General features: G+C 72.5%; 16 protein-coding genes. 3 read left to right on the top strand and 13 right to left on the bottom strand.

Going from position 1 to position 14,159, the window contains the following annotated elements:
• Positions 1-3: 3 nt before the first annotated feature.
• From hypF to AB0J46_RS49420, 6 genes are all read right to left on the bottom strand, one after another.
• The gene (hypF, locus tag AB0J46_RS49445) at positions 4-2,280 is read right to left on the bottom strand and encodes a carbamoyltransferase HypF (RefSeq protein WP_364343631.1); all 2,277 of its coding nucleotides are present in this window, start codon (positions 2,278-2,280) and stop codon (positions 4-6) included.
• On the bottom strand, positions 2,270-2,932 hold the full coding sequence (locus tag AB0J46_RS49440; protein ID WP_364343628.1) for an SIS domain-containing protein: 663 nt from the start codon (positions 2,930-2,932) through the stop codon (positions 2,270-2,272). The genes hypF and AB0J46_RS49440 overlap by 11 nt, the downstream gene beginning before the upstream one ends.
• Positions 2,929-3,144, bottom strand: a complete 216-nt coding sequence (locus AB0J46_RS49435; RefSeq protein WP_358295829.1) for a HypC/HybG/HupF family hydrogenase formation chaperone — start codon at positions 3,142-3,144, stop codon at positions 2,929-2,931. The genes AB0J46_RS49440 and AB0J46_RS49435 overlap by 4 nt, the downstream gene beginning before the upstream one ends.
• Positions 3,141-3,734 carry an SIS domain-containing protein gene (locus AB0J46_RS49430; protein WP_364343625.1) on the bottom strand — a complete coding sequence of 198 codons (594 nt, stop codon included), beginning with the start codon at positions 3,732-3,734 and terminating at the stop codon, positions 3,141-3,143. Before AB0J46_RS49430 ends, AB0J46_RS49435 begins: the two co-directional genes overlap by 4 nt.
• Entirely contained in the window at positions 3,731-4,126 is a 396-nt protein-coding gene (locus AB0J46_RS49425) for a helix-turn-helix transcriptional regulator (RefSeq protein ID WP_364343622.1), read from the bottom strand. Before AB0J46_RS49425 ends, AB0J46_RS49430 begins: the two co-directional genes overlap by 4 nt.
• Before the next feature lie 171 nt (positions 4,127-4,297).
• Complete coding sequence (locus tag AB0J46_RS49420) at positions 4,298-4,438, bottom strand: S26 family signal peptidase (protein ID WP_364343670.1); 141 nt, start codon at positions 4,436-4,438, stop codon at positions 4,298-4,300.
• Positions 4,439-5,154: 716 nt separating this feature from the next.
• Here AB0J46_RS49420 and AB0J46_RS49415 point away from each other — a divergent pair.
• Complete coding sequence (locus AB0J46_RS49415; RefSeq protein ID WP_364343619.1) at positions 5,155-6,213, top strand: cobalamin-independent methionine synthase II family protein; 1,059 nt, start codon at positions 5,155-5,157, stop codon at positions 6,211-6,213.
• 633 nt (positions 6,214-6,846) lie between these two features.
• Here the strand turns inward: AB0J46_RS49415 and AB0J46_RS49410 are convergent.
• The 4 genes from AB0J46_RS49410 to AB0J46_RS49395 all read right to left on the bottom strand — a co-directional run bounded on the left by AB0J46_RS49410 (position 6,847) and on the right by AB0J46_RS49395 (position 9,042).
• Entirely contained in the window at positions 6,847-7,008 is a 162-nt protein-coding gene (locus AB0J46_RS49410; RefSeq protein ID WP_364343616.1) for a hypothetical protein, read from the bottom strand.
• Between the two features lie 78 nt (positions 7,009-7,086).
• The gene (locus AB0J46_RS49405) at positions 7,087-7,221 is read right to left on the bottom strand and encodes a hypothetical protein (protein ID WP_364343613.1); all 135 of its coding nucleotides are present in this window, start codon (positions 7,219-7,221) and stop codon (positions 7,087-7,089) included.
• Positions 7,222-7,644: 423 nt separating this feature from the next.
• The gene (locus AB0J46_RS49400; RefSeq protein WP_364343610.1) at positions 7,645-8,379 is read right to left on the bottom strand and encodes a hypothetical protein; all 735 of its coding nucleotides are present in this window, start codon (positions 8,377-8,379) and stop codon (positions 7,645-7,647) included.
• 78 nt (positions 8,380-8,457) lie between these two features.
• The gene (locus AB0J46_RS49395) at positions 8,458-9,042 is read right to left on the bottom strand and encodes a TetR/AcrR family transcriptional regulator (RefSeq protein WP_364343607.1); all 585 of its coding nucleotides are present in this window, start codon (positions 9,040-9,042) and stop codon (positions 8,458-8,460) included.
• 103 nt (positions 9,043-9,145) lie between these two features.
• Between AB0J46_RS49395 and AB0J46_RS49390 the strand changes: the two genes are divergently transcribed.
• A complete protein-coding gene (locus tag AB0J46_RS49390) occupies positions 9,146-10,099 on the top strand; it encodes an NAD(P)-dependent alcohol dehydrogenase (RefSeq protein ID WP_364343604.1) in 954 nt (317 codons plus the stop codon).
• A gap of 286 nt (positions 10,100-10,385) precedes the next feature.
• Here AB0J46_RS49390 and AB0J46_RS49385 read toward each other — a convergent pair whose 3' ends face one another.
• The 3 genes from AB0J46_RS49385 to AB0J46_RS49375 form a co-directional block, all read right to left on the bottom strand.
• Positions 10,386-11,099 (bottom strand): FtsX-like permease family protein, encoded by a 714-nt coding sequence (locus tag AB0J46_RS49385; RefSeq protein WP_364343601.1) that lies wholly within the window; start codon positions 11,097-11,099, stop codon positions 10,386-10,388.
• A 99-nt stretch (positions 11,100-11,198) separates the two neighbouring features.
• On the bottom strand, positions 11,199-11,951 hold the full coding sequence (locus tag AB0J46_RS49380; RefSeq protein WP_364343598.1) for a CPBP family intramembrane glutamic endopeptidase: 753 nt from the start codon (positions 11,949-11,951) through the stop codon (positions 11,199-11,201).
• A gap of 164 nt (positions 11,952-12,115) precedes the next feature.
• Complete coding sequence (locus AB0J46_RS49375; protein WP_364343595.1) at positions 12,116-12,928, bottom strand: MurR/RpiR family transcriptional regulator; 813 nt, start codon at positions 12,926-12,928, stop codon at positions 12,116-12,118.
• A gap of 55 nt (positions 12,929-12,983) precedes the next feature.
• On the opposite strand from AB0J46_RS49375, the gene thrC reads away from it, so the two are divergent.
• Positions 12,984-14,048 carry a threonine synthase gene (gene thrC, locus AB0J46_RS49370; RefSeq protein WP_364343592.1) on the top strand — a complete coding sequence of 355 codons (1,065 nt, stop codon included), beginning with the start codon at positions 12,984-12,986 and terminating at the stop codon, positions 14,046-14,048.
• Positions 14,049-14,159 lie beyond the last annotated feature (111 nt).

Genomic DNA, 14,159 nt, shown 5'->3' with positions numbered 1-14,159 from the left:
GGTTCATCCGGCGTGGTCGAGGGCGGCGGCGACGGCGGCCTGGCCCAGGCTGAGGCCGCCGTCGTTGGGCGGCACCCGCGAGTGCAGGAGCACCCGCAGGCCCGCCTCCCGCAGCCCTGCCTCCATCCGCTCCAGCAGGACGACGTTCTGGAAGACGCCGCCGGACAGCGCCACCTCGCGCAGCCCCGTCCGTTCGCTCAGCGCCAGCACCGCCCGCAGCAGGACACGGGCCAGGCCGTTGTGGAAGCGCGCGGCCACCAGCGGCGTCCGCACGCCCGCCAGCAGGTCCTCGACCGCGCCGCGGACCAGGTCGGTCCCGGACACGACCAGCTCCGGCCCGCCGGACAGCGCCGCCGGGTAGGCGGCCCGCTCGCCAGGCTCGGCGAACTGCTCCAGTTCGATCGCTGCCTGCCCCTCGAAGAGCACCCGGTCGCGCAGCCCGGCGATCGCGGCCACCGCGTCGAACAGCCGGCCCGCGCTCGACGTGAGCGGCGCGTTCGTCCCGGTGCGGGCCAGCGCCGCCACGGCCGCCCACCGGTCCCGGTGCCGCCGGACGAAGGGCAGGTCCGGCGGCGCGTCGCCGTAGATCGCGTCGAGGTAGGACACGCCCATGCGCCACGGCTGCCGTACGGCCGCCGCCCCGCCGGGCATGGGCAGCGCCTCCAGGTGCCCCGCCCGCTCGAACCCCCGCAGGTCGGCGACCAGCAGCTCGCCGCCCCACAGGGTGCCGTCGGAGCCCAGGCCCAGGCCGTCCAGGGCGACGCCGATCACCGGGCCCTCCTCGCCGTTGTCGGCCAGGCAGGAGGCGATGTGGGCGTGATGGTGCTGCACGCCGACGAGCTCGACGTCGTCGAGGCCGGAGGCGTACTTGGTGGACAGGTACTCCGGGTGCAGGTCGTGGGCGACGAGCCGGGGCCGGACGCCGAACAGCCGGCTCAACTGGCCGATCCCCTCCGCGTACGAGCGCAGCGTCTCGTAGCCCTCCAGGTCGCCGATGTGCTGCGACAGGACCGCGTGGCGGCCCTTGACCAGGCAGAAGGTGTTCTTCAGCTCGCCGCCGCAGGCCAGCACGTGCCGGGACGGCGGCCGTCGCAGCGTCACGGGAGCGGGCACGTACCCGCGCGAGCGACGGACGGGCAGCTCCCGGCCGCGGAACAGGCGCACCACCGAGTCGTCGGCCCGGACGTGGATGCGCCGGTCGTGGACGAGGAAGCCGTCGGCGATGCCGGACAGCCGGTCCAGGGCGTCGTCGTCCCGGTGCGCGATCGGCTCGTCCGACCGGTTTCCGCTGGTCAGGACCGCGGGCCGGCCGAGCCGTACGGCCAGGAGATGGTGCAGCGGCGTCGCGGGCAGCATCACCCCCAGCTCACGGTTGCCCGGCGCGACCGCCTCGGCGACCGGAGCCCCGCCCCGGCGCGGCAGCAGGACGACGGGCCGCCGCGGTCCGCTCAGGACGCGCTCGGCGGCCGAGGTTAGCAGCACCAGCTCGCGCGCCGCGGCCAGGTCGGCGGCCAGCACCGCGAACGGCTTGCCCTCCCTGCGCTTGCGGGCCCGCAACGCGCCGACCGCCCGCTCGTCCCCGGCCACGGCCGCGAGGTGGTACCCGCCCACGCCCTTGACCGCCAGGATCCTGCCCCGCGCCAGCCAGAGCGCCGCCACCCCGACCGGGTCGCCCGGTTGCGGCCGGCCGTCCGCGTCCAGCAGCCGCAGCGACGGCCCGCACGCGGGGCAGCACACCGGCTGCGCGTGGAAGCGCCGGTCGCCGGGGTCGCGGTACTCCCGCGAACAGCGGTCGCACATCGCGAACGGGGCCATCGTGGTGTTGGGCCGGTCGTAGGGCAGGTCGGTGACGATGGTGAAGCGGGGCCCGCAGTCCGTGCAGTTGGTGAAGGCGTAGCCGTGCCGGCGCGCGCCCGGGTCGGCGATCTCCGCCGCGCAGGCGTCGCACGGCGCCGCGTCCGGCGGCACGCACACCTGGCGGGCGCCCTCGCCGCGGCTGGCCACGATCCGGAAGCCCGACTCCGCGACGGGCTCGGCGTCCGCCACGGTGACGCTCTCGACCAGCGCGGACGGCGGCGCCCGCCGCTCCAGCTCGGCGACGAAGGCCCGCAGCGCCGACGGCTCGCCCTGGGCCTCGATGAACACGCCGCGCGGATCGTTGCCGACGAACCCGGCCAGCGCGTGCAGTCCGGCCAGGCCACTGACGAACGGCCGGAAGCCGACGCCCTGGACCAGCCCCTCGACCCTGATCCGGATCCGGCCGGGCCCCTCAGCCGTCACCGGTCAGCGCCCGCTGCACCAGCTCCCACAGGACGTGGTAGAGGGTCACCTGCGCCTCCTGGATCCGGTGCACCGACGGGGACGGCACGACGAACAGGTGATCGGCCAGGCCGTCGGCCGCCATCCGCCCGCCGTCGCCGCCGGCCAGGCCGACGGTCAGGGCGCCGCGGCGGCGCGCCTCGGCGAAGGCGTGCAGCACGTTCGCCGAGCCGCCGCTCGTCGACAGGCCCACCACGATGTCACCGGGCCGGGCGAAGGCGGCGACCTGGCGGGCGAAGGCCAGGTCGTAGCCGACGTCGTTGGACAGCGCGGTGACGACGGCGGCGTCGGCGGCCAGGCAGGTCGCCGCGAGCGCCCGTCCGCGCGGCGGGTGGGCGAAGAGCTGGGCCAGCGCCTGCGCGTCCGTGGCGCTGCCGCCGTTGCCGACGGCGAACAGCCTCCCGCCGGACTCGAAGGCCGCCGCCGTCCGCGCCGCGCAGCGCGCCAGCTCCTCCCCGTGCAGCCCGGCGACCGTCTCCCGCAGCGCGACGATCTCGTGCGCCTTGGCCGCGCAGGAGCGGCGCACCTCCGCCAGCAGGGCGTCCGGATCGGTGGGCCGGACGTACAGGGACGGGTAGAGGGCCTCGACGCCGGTGCCTTCCGCCGTGCTCATCCGCACTCCCCTCCCACCGCGATGGCCTCACCGGCGTGCACCAGGACGACGTCGCCCGGCCCGGCCTCGACCAGTGCCACGCTGATCTCCTGCGGGCCGCCGGCGGCCCCCTGCGCGATGGCCAGGCCGTCTCCGAGCAGCTCGACGACGCGCATGGGGAGGGCGAGGTCGGAACAGGTCAGGCACACCCGCTCCCCCGGCTCCTCGGTCATCGGGCCTCCTCCGGCTGGTCGAGGAAGACGTGCACCAGCTCCCAGAGCAGGTGGTAGACCGTCATGTGGATCTCCCGCACCACGCACGGGTCGCCGGAGCGGGCTGCGAGCACGTGGTCCACGGCCGGGCTGCGGCCGACGGCGCCGCCGTCCCCGCCTTCTCCGCCCACGAGCGCGACGGTCAGCAGGCCGAGCCCGTGTGCCGCCTCCAGGCCGCGCAGCACGTCCGCGCAGCCGCCGTCCCAGGAGAACCCGAGCGCCATGTCGTGCTCGGCGGCCAGCAGGCGCACCTGCTCGGCGTAGACCTCCTCGAACCCGCTGGTCGCGGCGACGGCGGTCAGCCGGGCAGCGTCATGACTGAGGGAGAGGGCGGGCAGGGCCCTCTTGCCGACGATGACCGGATGGACGAACTCCACGGCCACGTGCTGGGCGTCCGCCGAGGCGCCGCCGTCGCCGAAGACCAGCAGCCGGCCGCCCCGCGCGAACCGCCGGGCCATGGCCCGGCACGCCAGGGCGATCGAGGCGGCCTCCCCGGCGAGCGCCCGTCCTGGGGCGACCCGCCGCTCGAAGGGCGGCGACACAGGCGTCATCCCACCTCTCCTTGCCACGAGGCGACGCGGGAGTGGGACGGCCCCGCGTCATGGGACGGCGGCCGGTGTCCCTCGTCCCACAGAGCCGCGCAGGCGCGCAGGACGTCCCCCAGATCCCGCAGCCGGATCATCGCGGCCTTCAGGTCGCTCAGGCCCGAAGCGGTGATCTCGTACTTCCTGCGCGGAGGTCCCGTACGCGAGGCGGTCCAGGAGGAGATCAGGCACTGGTCGCGTTCGAGGGCGCGCAGCAGCCGATAGACATGGCCGGGCTCCACCCCTGCCACGCCCAGCTCCCCCAGCCGGTCGATCAGGTCGTAGCCGTGGCTGGGCCGGTTCCAGATCAGGAGAAGCAGGATCGGGGACAACAATCCTCGCCTCTCGCCGCCTTCCATACGAACTCCCCCGCCAGCGGAACGCACCTTTCAAGGGGTAGTAGAACGTCCACGCCGGGCGATTCCCCGGCTCCGCACGCCGTCCTTGCCAACTTCTGGCAGAAGGCAAGCCAAGGGTTAGGTCTCGGGCGGTCAGCGCACCGCGACGTCCCGCCGGCGGCCGGAGGACGGTTAGACCTTGCGCAGCACCACGCCGAGCAGGCGGTCGGCCGTCAGATATCCGGCGCGGCGGGAGTCGTGCGAGCGCCGCGGATTGTCGCCCAGGACGACCAGGTGCCCGTCGGGGACGCGGGTCCCCGGAGCGTCGCACAGGGCGGCACCGTCTCGCGGGGCACGGGATCGTCGGGGACGGCCGCCAGGCGCTTGATGATCCAGTGCGCGCCCGCGTCCTCGGCCGACCCGGCGGCCCGTGAGCGTGGCCGTTGTGCAGTCCCCGCATCTGAGACGGCCCAGCAGGCCCGCAACCTGTTGATGGACCTCGGGACACGGGTCGCCTCGTTGCGCTTTCTCGTCCGCGACCGAGATACCAAGTTCACCGGTGTCTTCGACGCGGTCTTCGCCGGCGCGGGCGTGCTACGCCGAGCGATGGGTCCGTACCGTACGGGCCGAGTGCACCGACCGCATGCTGATCTACAACAAAGAGCAGACGCGCTTACGAGCTCGTCCTTGCCGGGCGTGCTCTCCTCAGCCCTTCATTCCGCGCAAGACTGGCCCGGTCCTGGTTGCCGCCCCTTGGCCGTCCTGCCGGGGAAACCGGCAGGACGCAGAGCCGGCGACGGCACCATGACCCGCGCGGACCGGGCGTTGGTGCACGACCACCGCCAAGAGGTCACCCGGGCCGTGCAGAACGAGGTGACCCGCGCCAATCGCGCCGAGGAGTGCCCCGAGCCTGAGCTGCTGCGCCTGGCCGCCGACATCCTCAGCGCAACGGCTGTCCGTCGGTTCCTCCACCCCGTGGTCCGCGAAGCGGGCGACCGCGCGCACGGGAAGCGATTGATCAGATACGCATCGTTATCTACGCTGTCGTCATGTCACTCCCCACCGAGCCTATCGGCAGCATCCCCCGCCCGCCTGCTCTGCTGGCCATCGCAGCCTCCCAACCGGCCGAGGGAGCGTCCGCGCTGGCCGAGGCGCAGGAACAGGCCGTCCGCGCCACCATCCACCGTCTCCAGGAGCTGGGTTCGCCGGTGGTCACCGACGGTGAGCAGGCCAAGCCCAGCTTCGCCACCTACCCGATCGCCGGGCTCGACGGGCTCGTCCCGGCCGGCGTGGTGATCCCCTTCGCCGACGGGCACCAGCGGCAGTTGCCCCTGCTGACGGCCGGACCGTTCCGCTACCAGGTCCACGCCGAACGCTACCTGCGCGCCGCCCAGCGCCACGCGAGCGTGCCGGTCAAGCAGGCCGTCATCGCGCCGTCGGCGCTGAGCCTGCTCTACCCGGCCGAGGGCATCGACGGCTACCCGCGCGAGGCGTTCCTTGCCGACCTGGCCGACCAGGCCGAGGCCGACATCCGCGGCTGCCTGGAGGCCGGGGCGCACGTGGTGCAACTCGACTTCACCGAAGGCCGGCTCTCGCTCAAGCTCGACCCCAGTGGCGGGGTGCTGGACGACTTCGTCGCGTTCAACAACAGCGTGCTGGAGCGCTTCACCGACGCAGAACGCGCGCGCATCGGGGTGCACACCTGCCCCGGCGGCGACCAGGACTCCACCCACAGCCTCGACGTCGACTATGCGGCCCTGCTGCCCAAGCTGTTCCGGCTCAAGGCGGGCAACTTCTACCTCCAACTGGCCAGCGAAGCCGACCCGGACAAGGTCCTGACGGTCGCCGCCGAACACCTGCCCGCCGACGCGCGGATCTTCGTCGGCGTGATCGACCCGGTGGACCCGCGTGTCGAGACCGCCGAGGAGGTCCGCGACCGCGTCCTGACCGCCGCCCGCCACCTGCCCGCCGACCGGCTGGGCACCTGTGACGACTGCGGGTTCGCGCCGTTCGCCGACGACACCTCCACCTCACGGGAGACGGCGTTCGCCAAGATCCGGGCCCGACTGGAGGGCACAGAGCTGGCCTCGGCCGAGCTCGGCGTCTGATCGTTCCGCCTGCCCGTCCGTGAGAACGTTGCCCAAGGACGAGCAGGTCACCCGCAAGGAGTTGGGCGAGGTGCGGCGCACGGACCGCAGCGTTACCCGCCTACCGAGTGCTGAACCGCGCCGACCGCCATCCAGGCTGTGACCAGCCTGCCCGCTCCCCCGGACGCTGACGTCGACCCGCCGGTCGACCCGGTCGACGTCAGCGCCCGCTTCGCCACGTACCTGGAGGTGCTCGCCCACCAACTCGGCCGAGAGCGTCCTGACCAGCGCCGAGCGCGAGCGCCTGGCCGCCGCGCTGGCCGGCGTGTAGTGGATGGTGGCCAGGGTGAGCGCGGCCGCCGGTCGCGTCCCGGATGGCTTGTCAGGCGGCGATCTTCCTCATTCGTGGCCGGATTGTAAAACCCCGCCGACCTGCGCTTTGAGGGCCGCCCCGGAATGGCCGGTTTACCCGGATCTCGGCTATGACCTCGTCGGAGAAGGCCGCTCGGCGGAACGTCGTGCTTTTGCAGAAGGTTGCCCCCCAAATTCAGCGTTACCGGCGAACGTCCCCCGGCCGAACCCAGTGAGGCGGGAGAAGGTCGCTCTGTTGAACGCGGAAGGTGCGGCCGCCGAAGGCCTGGTCGTAGGCGTCGGTCAGGCGCGGGCAGCAGGTGCGAGGCTGGCCGTGGGGTAGATGCCGTCGGCGATCAGTTCGGGGTCTACGAAGTGGGTGCGGGCGGCGCCGAGCATGGCCAGGGCTCCGCCGAGGCTGTGGCCGGTGAACCACAGCGACTGGCCGGTGTGCCAGTCCTTCAAGGTGGCCGGCAGGCCGGGTGTCGCGGAAGACGACGACGATCATCTGGTCGCTGGCGGCGACGTAGGCCTGGGTGTCGGTCAGCGGGAACGGTGTGGCGTGCGGGGCGCGAAAGGTTTTGACGCGGTCGAAGCCCAGCTGGTGGCGGTGGCTTTGACCTGTGCGTCGTCCTTGTAGGCCAGGGCGGCGGCGTGGTCGAAGGTGATGGTGCTCATGAGCGGTGTCCCCCGTAGGTCTGCCCGGACTGTCGTCACGCTGCGTACCCGCCACTCGACCAAGAGCCTGGGCGATGAGGGTAAGCCGCGCTCCATCTCGGCTCATGCAGGTGAACAGGCAGACCACCTGTACCGGACTGAGCTGGACGGACCCCCTGCCCCCCCGGTGAGGCCGCTCGGAGCCAGGGGGGTACGCCGGCGTCAGCTACGGGCGGGAAGCGTTCGTGAACGGAACCCGGGCCACGCCTGACCGAGAAGGAGACGTGGCGGGCATGCTGTCGTCCGACAGCGCTTCCCGCTCCGACCGGCTCCTCGCGGATCACGCAGGCCGGGCACTGCCGTCGGTCGTCGACGGCCTGGTCATCGCGTCGTCCGCCGCTGACCGCATGTCTGATCACCCTGGTCGAACCCACGACCTGGAAGTCAGCACTCGACGTCGAAATCGAGCTCGTCGTAGCGGAACTCCGCGATCTGCTCCCGGGTCCCCGAGATGAGGGTGATGCAGCCGTCCCCGAAGACCTCGCTCTCCGGGATGGAGGCGAACAGCACCTTCCCGCGCGCTTCCACCGGGTTGTGCCAGGCGCGGGAGTAGCCGCCGAGCTGGATGTCGAATCTCCATCGGACGTCAGGAATCTCCCCGATGTCATCGATGAACTTGGCCACCAGGCGGGCCCGCTCGGCGTCCCCCTCGGCGTAGTCGGCCGCTTCCGCAACGTCGGACCAGCGAAGACCGGCAGACCAGGTGGTGCCAGGAACCGCGTAGAGCGGGAACGGCTCGTGAGCCTTCGCCTGCGAGTGGCGTTCGACGGTCTCGGTGCCTGGCGGCAGGTGGATGATGACGCCTTCGTCGAGGTCGGTGATCTCGGCGAGGATGATCAGGTGGCCGTCGGCGGGAAAGTCGATGTCGAGGACGCCGGTGGGTAGGGCGGCGCAGTCGATGGTCACCACGTGCGGCACGTATGAGGGCAGTGCCAGGTCCTCGGGCAGATGGGGAAGCCCGAGGGCCCGAGCGGCCGGACGGGCGTTCTTCCTCAGCTCTTCCGGCAGTTCCTCATGAGGGCAGAGGTAGACACAGGGGCGCAGGAGGCGGATGAACGCCTCGGTCACGGGCTCGGGTAGGTCAAGGGCCCGTCCGGCGTCGAGGACGGCTTCACGCACGCTCACCTTCATGGACGTCACAGTGCCATGCGCCGCTGACCCCCTGCGCCCCGGCCAGATGCGGATCCACCTGATCCGTCATGCCGGCCGGCCACGGATGCCCTTGATCGCGATGTCCAGCAGCCGGTCCGCCTGATCGTCGTCCTCGTGATGCTCGGTGGCCAGTGAGATGGCGTTGACGAGCGCGAGCAGGTCCTCGGCGCGGATCCCCGGGCGTACGGCGCCTGCCTGTTGTGCTCGTCCCAGGAGTTCGCGCGCCGCTTCTGTGATCATCGCCTGGCAGCCCTCGTTCTGCTCCAGCAGGTCGGCATCCCGGCTGCCGTGCAGCAGCGAGGCGGCCAGGCCGCGACTGGCGCTCGCGTAGGCGTTGAGGTCGCCCAGCCAGGCCAGGAGCGCGGGGCCCGGCTCGCTCTCCTCGGCCCGTTGCGCCGCCATGGCGCACAACTCCTCGACGCGGTCGTGGAAGACGGCTTCGAGCAGGGCGCGACGGGAGGGGAAGAGGCGGTGCAGCGTCGCCGATCCCGTCCCGGCCTGACGGGCGATCTCGTTCAGGGCGGCGCCGGCGCCGTCACGTGCGAAGACGTCCCGGGCCGCGCTGACGATGCGGTCGTAGTTGCGCTGGGCGTCCGCACGCAGGGGCTGCCGCCGGGTGGCGTGGGGCATGGCCTCCTCCAGGTTTTGACAAGTGGGCTGGCGCTCCGGTTAGAGTAGCCGAACCGTAAGTGGGCCGCCAGCCCACTTATGCTCGGAACGACTGGGAGAGATCATGCGTGCCGTCCACTACACCCGTTTCGGCCCGCCCGAGGTGCTGCGCGTCGCCGACGTGCCCACACCTCGGCCCGGGCCAGGAGAAGTGCTCGTCGAGGTCCGCGCCGCGAGCGTGGACGCCGGCGAACTCGCCTTCCGCGCAGGCAGGCTGCGCGGCATCGCCCGCGCCCGCTTCCCCCGCGGCCTGGGAGGCGACTTCACCGGCCGCGTCGCGGCCCTGGGCCCCGGTGTACACGCCTGGAGCGCGGGGCAGGAGGTGTGGGGGCTGATGCCGCACTTCGCCTTCGGCGCCATCGCCGACTACGTGACCGTCCCCGAACAGCGGCTCGCCCGAGCCCCCAAGAACCTGAGCCTGCTCGACGCCGCCGCCCTGCCCTCGTCCGGCACCACCGCCCTCACCGCCCTGACCGACAAGGCCGGCCTCACCAGCGGTGAACGGCTCCTGGTGCGCGGCGCCACAGGCGGCGTCGGCAGCATCGCCGTGCAGCTGGGCAAGGCGCTCGGCGCCCACGTCACCGCGCTCGCCGGCGCCCGCAATCTCGGCTGGGTCACCGAACTCGGCGCCGACGCGGCCGTGGACTACCGCACGACCCGGCCGCAGGACCTCGGTCATTACGATGTGATCCTCGACGTCGTAGGCACCGACCTCGGCGCCTACCAGGCCCGGCTCGCCCGGGGTGGCCGCATGGTCGCGCTCGCCTTCGACCAGGACCGCATCCTGGCCTCCATGGTCACCACGGGACTGCGCGCCGCCCTCTCGCCCCGGCGCATGAAGCTTTTCAGCAACAACCCTTCCCCCGCGCGGATCGCCGAGCTCACCGCCTCCGCCGAGGCGGGCAGCATCCGCCCGATGATCGACACGGTTTACCCGATCGGCGACGTCGCAGAGGCTCACCGACGACTCGAAGCCGGCGGAGTCCGCGGGAAGCTCGTCATCGACATGCAGCGCTGACCCGCGATTGCCCGGCGCGACCCGCCGTGCTCGTCCCCCGCACCGGAATGGACCGTCCCAGGAGGCTGCGAGCCCCGCCTTGGCCTGACCAAGAGGCTGGTCGGTAGCCTGGCAAATCCACCTGCTCTCACCGTTCCCGCTCATGTCGTCTCGCCGCGACCAGGGCGTTCTTTTGGTCCCGGGCGCCACCGTCGAGGACTGGCAGACCGTCCCGGACCTGGTCAGAGCGGGGGATGGCAGTGGCAGTACTCGCAAGGCGACACGGTGCGGCTCTTGTGCCTGCGGATCACGCAGGCCGCGCTCGTGTCCGCGGCTGCCCCTCGGCCGTTCGAAGGAGTTCGACCTCGATGCGGAGCGGGTGCGGCACCGAGGCTGGCGCTGTGGTGGCGTGGAGGCCGCCAAGGTGGGCGGGAACGGAGGTGAGCGCCGCCACCACGAGCACGGTTGCCAGCACCAGGGCGATCAGCCGCCAGGGTGCGGGAAGCGTGGCCTTGTCGCTGTCGCCGCCGGTGATCGTGTTGATGGCGGCGAACCGCAGGAACCCTCCCGGGAAGACCCCCAGGACGGCGCCGAGGAGCGCGGGCAGCACCTGCGCGGTCGCCAGGGCGACGGTCACTTCCCGCGGGGTCGCGCCGAGAGCGCGCGCCAGCGCCGACGCATGCCGGTTGTCGAGCACCGTCGCCCAGGTGATGACGATGGCGTTGACCGCCGCCAGGGTGAGCAGGATGACCGTCCAGATCAGGAGCACGTGCCGCAGGACCGCCACCTGAGCTTCGGTGTGTGCGCCGGGGCCTGTCTGGTCGGCGAGGAAGGCGTTGAGCACCAGCAGGACGTAGATGCCGCTGACCGTGACCGCGATGGTGACCACGCTCAGCACCACCCGTCGCGGCCGGCGGGCGGTGAGCCGCAGAGCGAGCAGCAGCGGGACGGGCAGTCGCGCCGAGACGGTGATCAGCCAACTGGTGCGGCGAGGTGGGGCGTGCCGCGTCGGCCAGCGCACTGACGGTGCTGGAGCGGGCGCCGCGCACGGCCGGAACAGCGGTCGCCACCACGGCGACGCCGAGTGCCACGGCGGTCACCAGACCGATCGTGGACCAGGTCAACGACGCCGTCCCCGCGCGAACGAGCCGGCCCGGCGGATGACCAGCACCGCCACGATGAGCGCGGTCGTCACCCAGACGGGAATCTGGCTGAGGAGCGGATCCACCTGGGTCGCGGCGTTCACGCCCAGCCCCGAGGTGATCAGCACGGCGAAGGTGTTGTTGGAGCTGTGCGCGACGACCGCCGGCCAGACCGAACCCGAACTGAGGTCGAGCCAACCCAGGACGATGCCGGCCAGCATGCACGACACCGTCATAGCCCCCATTCCCGCGATGCCGCCGTCGTCGTAGTTGAAGCCCCGCAGCACCAGCGGCGCGTGCCACAGAGCCCACAGCGCGCCGCTGATCAGCAGCGTCGGCCACATGCCCAGGGGCAGGAGCCTGGGCAGCAGGTAGCCCCGCCAGCCCCACTCCTCCCCGAAGCAGGGGATCAGCCCGATCAGGAAGCTGACCGCCATCGCCAGGACGCCGCTCAGCATGATCTGTGCCGGGTCGGCCGAGGCGAGTTCGATCCACGGCGCCACCAGGGAGCGGACCCCGGACATCCGGGTCAGGTCGAGGTCATTGATCCCGGTGATGAGGCGCAGCGGGAGCGCGAGAGACGCCGCGACGATCGGATAGGCCAGGCCCAGGGGGCTGTAGCCCCACATCTGCCGCCACGACGGCGGGACGAGCCCGGTGGAGCGCGCCATGCCGCACGCGGGACGGAAGATCCGCGAGGTCACGAACGCCCCGAGTGAAGGTGTCAGCATGGTGCCCACGCTGATCAGGAGAAACGCCGCGTCACCCGGACCTACGTCAGCGATCCACATCGGCAGTGCAGTGATCCACGCCGCCGCCATATCGGCACCGTGCCCGGCCTACGCGGGCGCGCCCGACGGCACACTGCTGGACTGCAGCTTCTTCTACAAGCGGTTCACAACATCTCGGTGAGCGCGTCGAGGTCGGCCAGGCGTCCGGCCGGGTCGAGACGGGCCGCCACGGCGACCAGCAGCAGCTCGGTGACGGCGATCTGGTGCGCGAGCGGCGCGATCGGCCCGGCGGCCTCGCGCGGCAGCCTGATCAGCACCTCTGCCCGCGCCGCGAGCGGCGACTCCCAGGCGTCGGTGATCAGCGCCAGCCGCGCCCCGCGGGCGCACGCGGCCTCGGTGAAGCGGGCCGTGGCGGGAGAGTAGCGCCGGAAGTCGTACGCGACCACGGCTGCAGAACCGCCCAGGTCAAGCAGCGTACGGGCACGCGCGGACGCCGAGTCGGGCACCCGATGCGCCCCCGGACGCAGGCCGGCGAGCTGCCTGATCAGGTATTCGGCGGCCAGCTCGCTGAGCGGCCCGCCGAGCGCCCAGACCGACGCGGCTCCGGCCAGCAGGTCGCCGACGGCGTCGAGCAGGGGCTCGGTGACGGCGGCGAGGGTGCTGTCGAGCCCGGCACGCAGGTCTTCGGCGGCTCGCTGGGTGCCGGGCGGACGGGCGACGAACTCGCGTAGGCGCGACCGGTCGCGGACGCCGTCGCGCACGGCCGCCTGGAACCCGGCGAATCCCGCGTACCCGAGCCGGTCGAACAGGCGGGAGGCGGTCGGCGGGCTGACCCCGGCACGCTCGGCGAGCGCGCGCAGCGAGCCGAGCGCGGCGAAGGGGTGGTCGTCGAGCAGCGCCCGCACGACGGCCCGCTCGCCCGGTGGCAGCTCGGAGTAGACCGCGCTGAGCCGGTTCGTCACCGGATCCTCATCCATGCTGACAAATGTTACACGTGGCGGAGGGCATGAAACGAATGTTACGGTCGCCGGTATGAGTACCTGGAACGGACTGATCGACAGCGGCTACCGGCGCTGGCTCCCGGTGACCCCCGACACACCCGCCGTCTCGCTCAACGAGGGCAACACCCCGCTGCTGCGCTCGGCGCACCTGTCCGCGGTGACCGGCTGCGAGGTCTGGCTGAAGGTCGAGGGCGCCAACCCCACGGGGTCGTTCAAGGACCGCGGGATGACCGTGGCGATCAGCAGGGCCGCCGAGGCCGGGGCCGAGCTCGCCGTGTGCGCCTCCACCGGCAACACCAGCGCCTCGGCCGCCGCCTACGCCGCGCGCGCCGGGCTGACGGCCGCCGTGCTCGTGCCGAAGGGGCGGGTCGCGCTCGCCAAGCTGGGGCAGGCGGTCCGTTACGGCGCGCGGATCGTCGAGATCGACGGCACGTTCGACGACTGCCTGCGCGTCGCCCGCGAGCTCGCCGACCACCACCCGATCGCGCTGGTCAACTCGGTCGGCAACGAGCTGCGGCTCGCGGGGCAGCGCACGGTCGCCTACGAGATCGTGGACGCGCTCGGCGACGCGCCGGACATCCACTGTCTGCCGGTCGGCAACGGCGGCAACATCACCGCCACCTGGGGCGGCTATCGGGCCTACGAGCAGGAGGGGCAGTCTGGCCGGTCGCCGCGCATGTGGGGCTTCCAGGCGGCGGGGGCCGCGCCGCTCGTCCACGGCACGCCGGTCGCCGATCCGGAAACCGCGGCGAGCGCGATCCGCATCGGCAGCCCGGCCACCTGGGACGGCGCGCTCGACGCCCGCGACCGGTCCGGCGGGCTGATCGCCGCGGTGACCGACGCGCAGATCTTCGAGGCGTACGAGCTGGTCGCGCGGCGCGACGGCGTCTTCGCCGAGCCCGCCTCGGCCGCCGGGCTCGCCGGCCTCCTCGACCAGCACGCCCGGGGCAACCTCGCGCCGGGCCAGCGGATCGTGATCACGCTGAGCGGCAACGGCCTGAAAGACCAGGACGCCTCCCTGCGCGGCGGCTATTCCGCGACGGAAACCAGTTCGGCCACCTCGGCCGTGGCCCAAGCCCTCGGCCTCGCCGCCTGATCCCAGGCGTGCCACCCAGCGGATGCGCTGGGTAGGGCAGCCGTATGGAACGGTGATCTTCAAGGAGGTAGACGTGCGTGACACTGGGCGGCCGAACGGAATGCCGCGTTG

Source organism: Nonomuraea sp. NPDC049758 (assembly GCF_040674635.1).
Classification (GTDB): Bacteria; Actinomycetota; Actinomycetes; order Streptosporangiales; family Streptosporangiaceae; genus Nonomuraea.
This window is presented reverse-complemented; position numbering and strand designations above follow the sequence as displayed.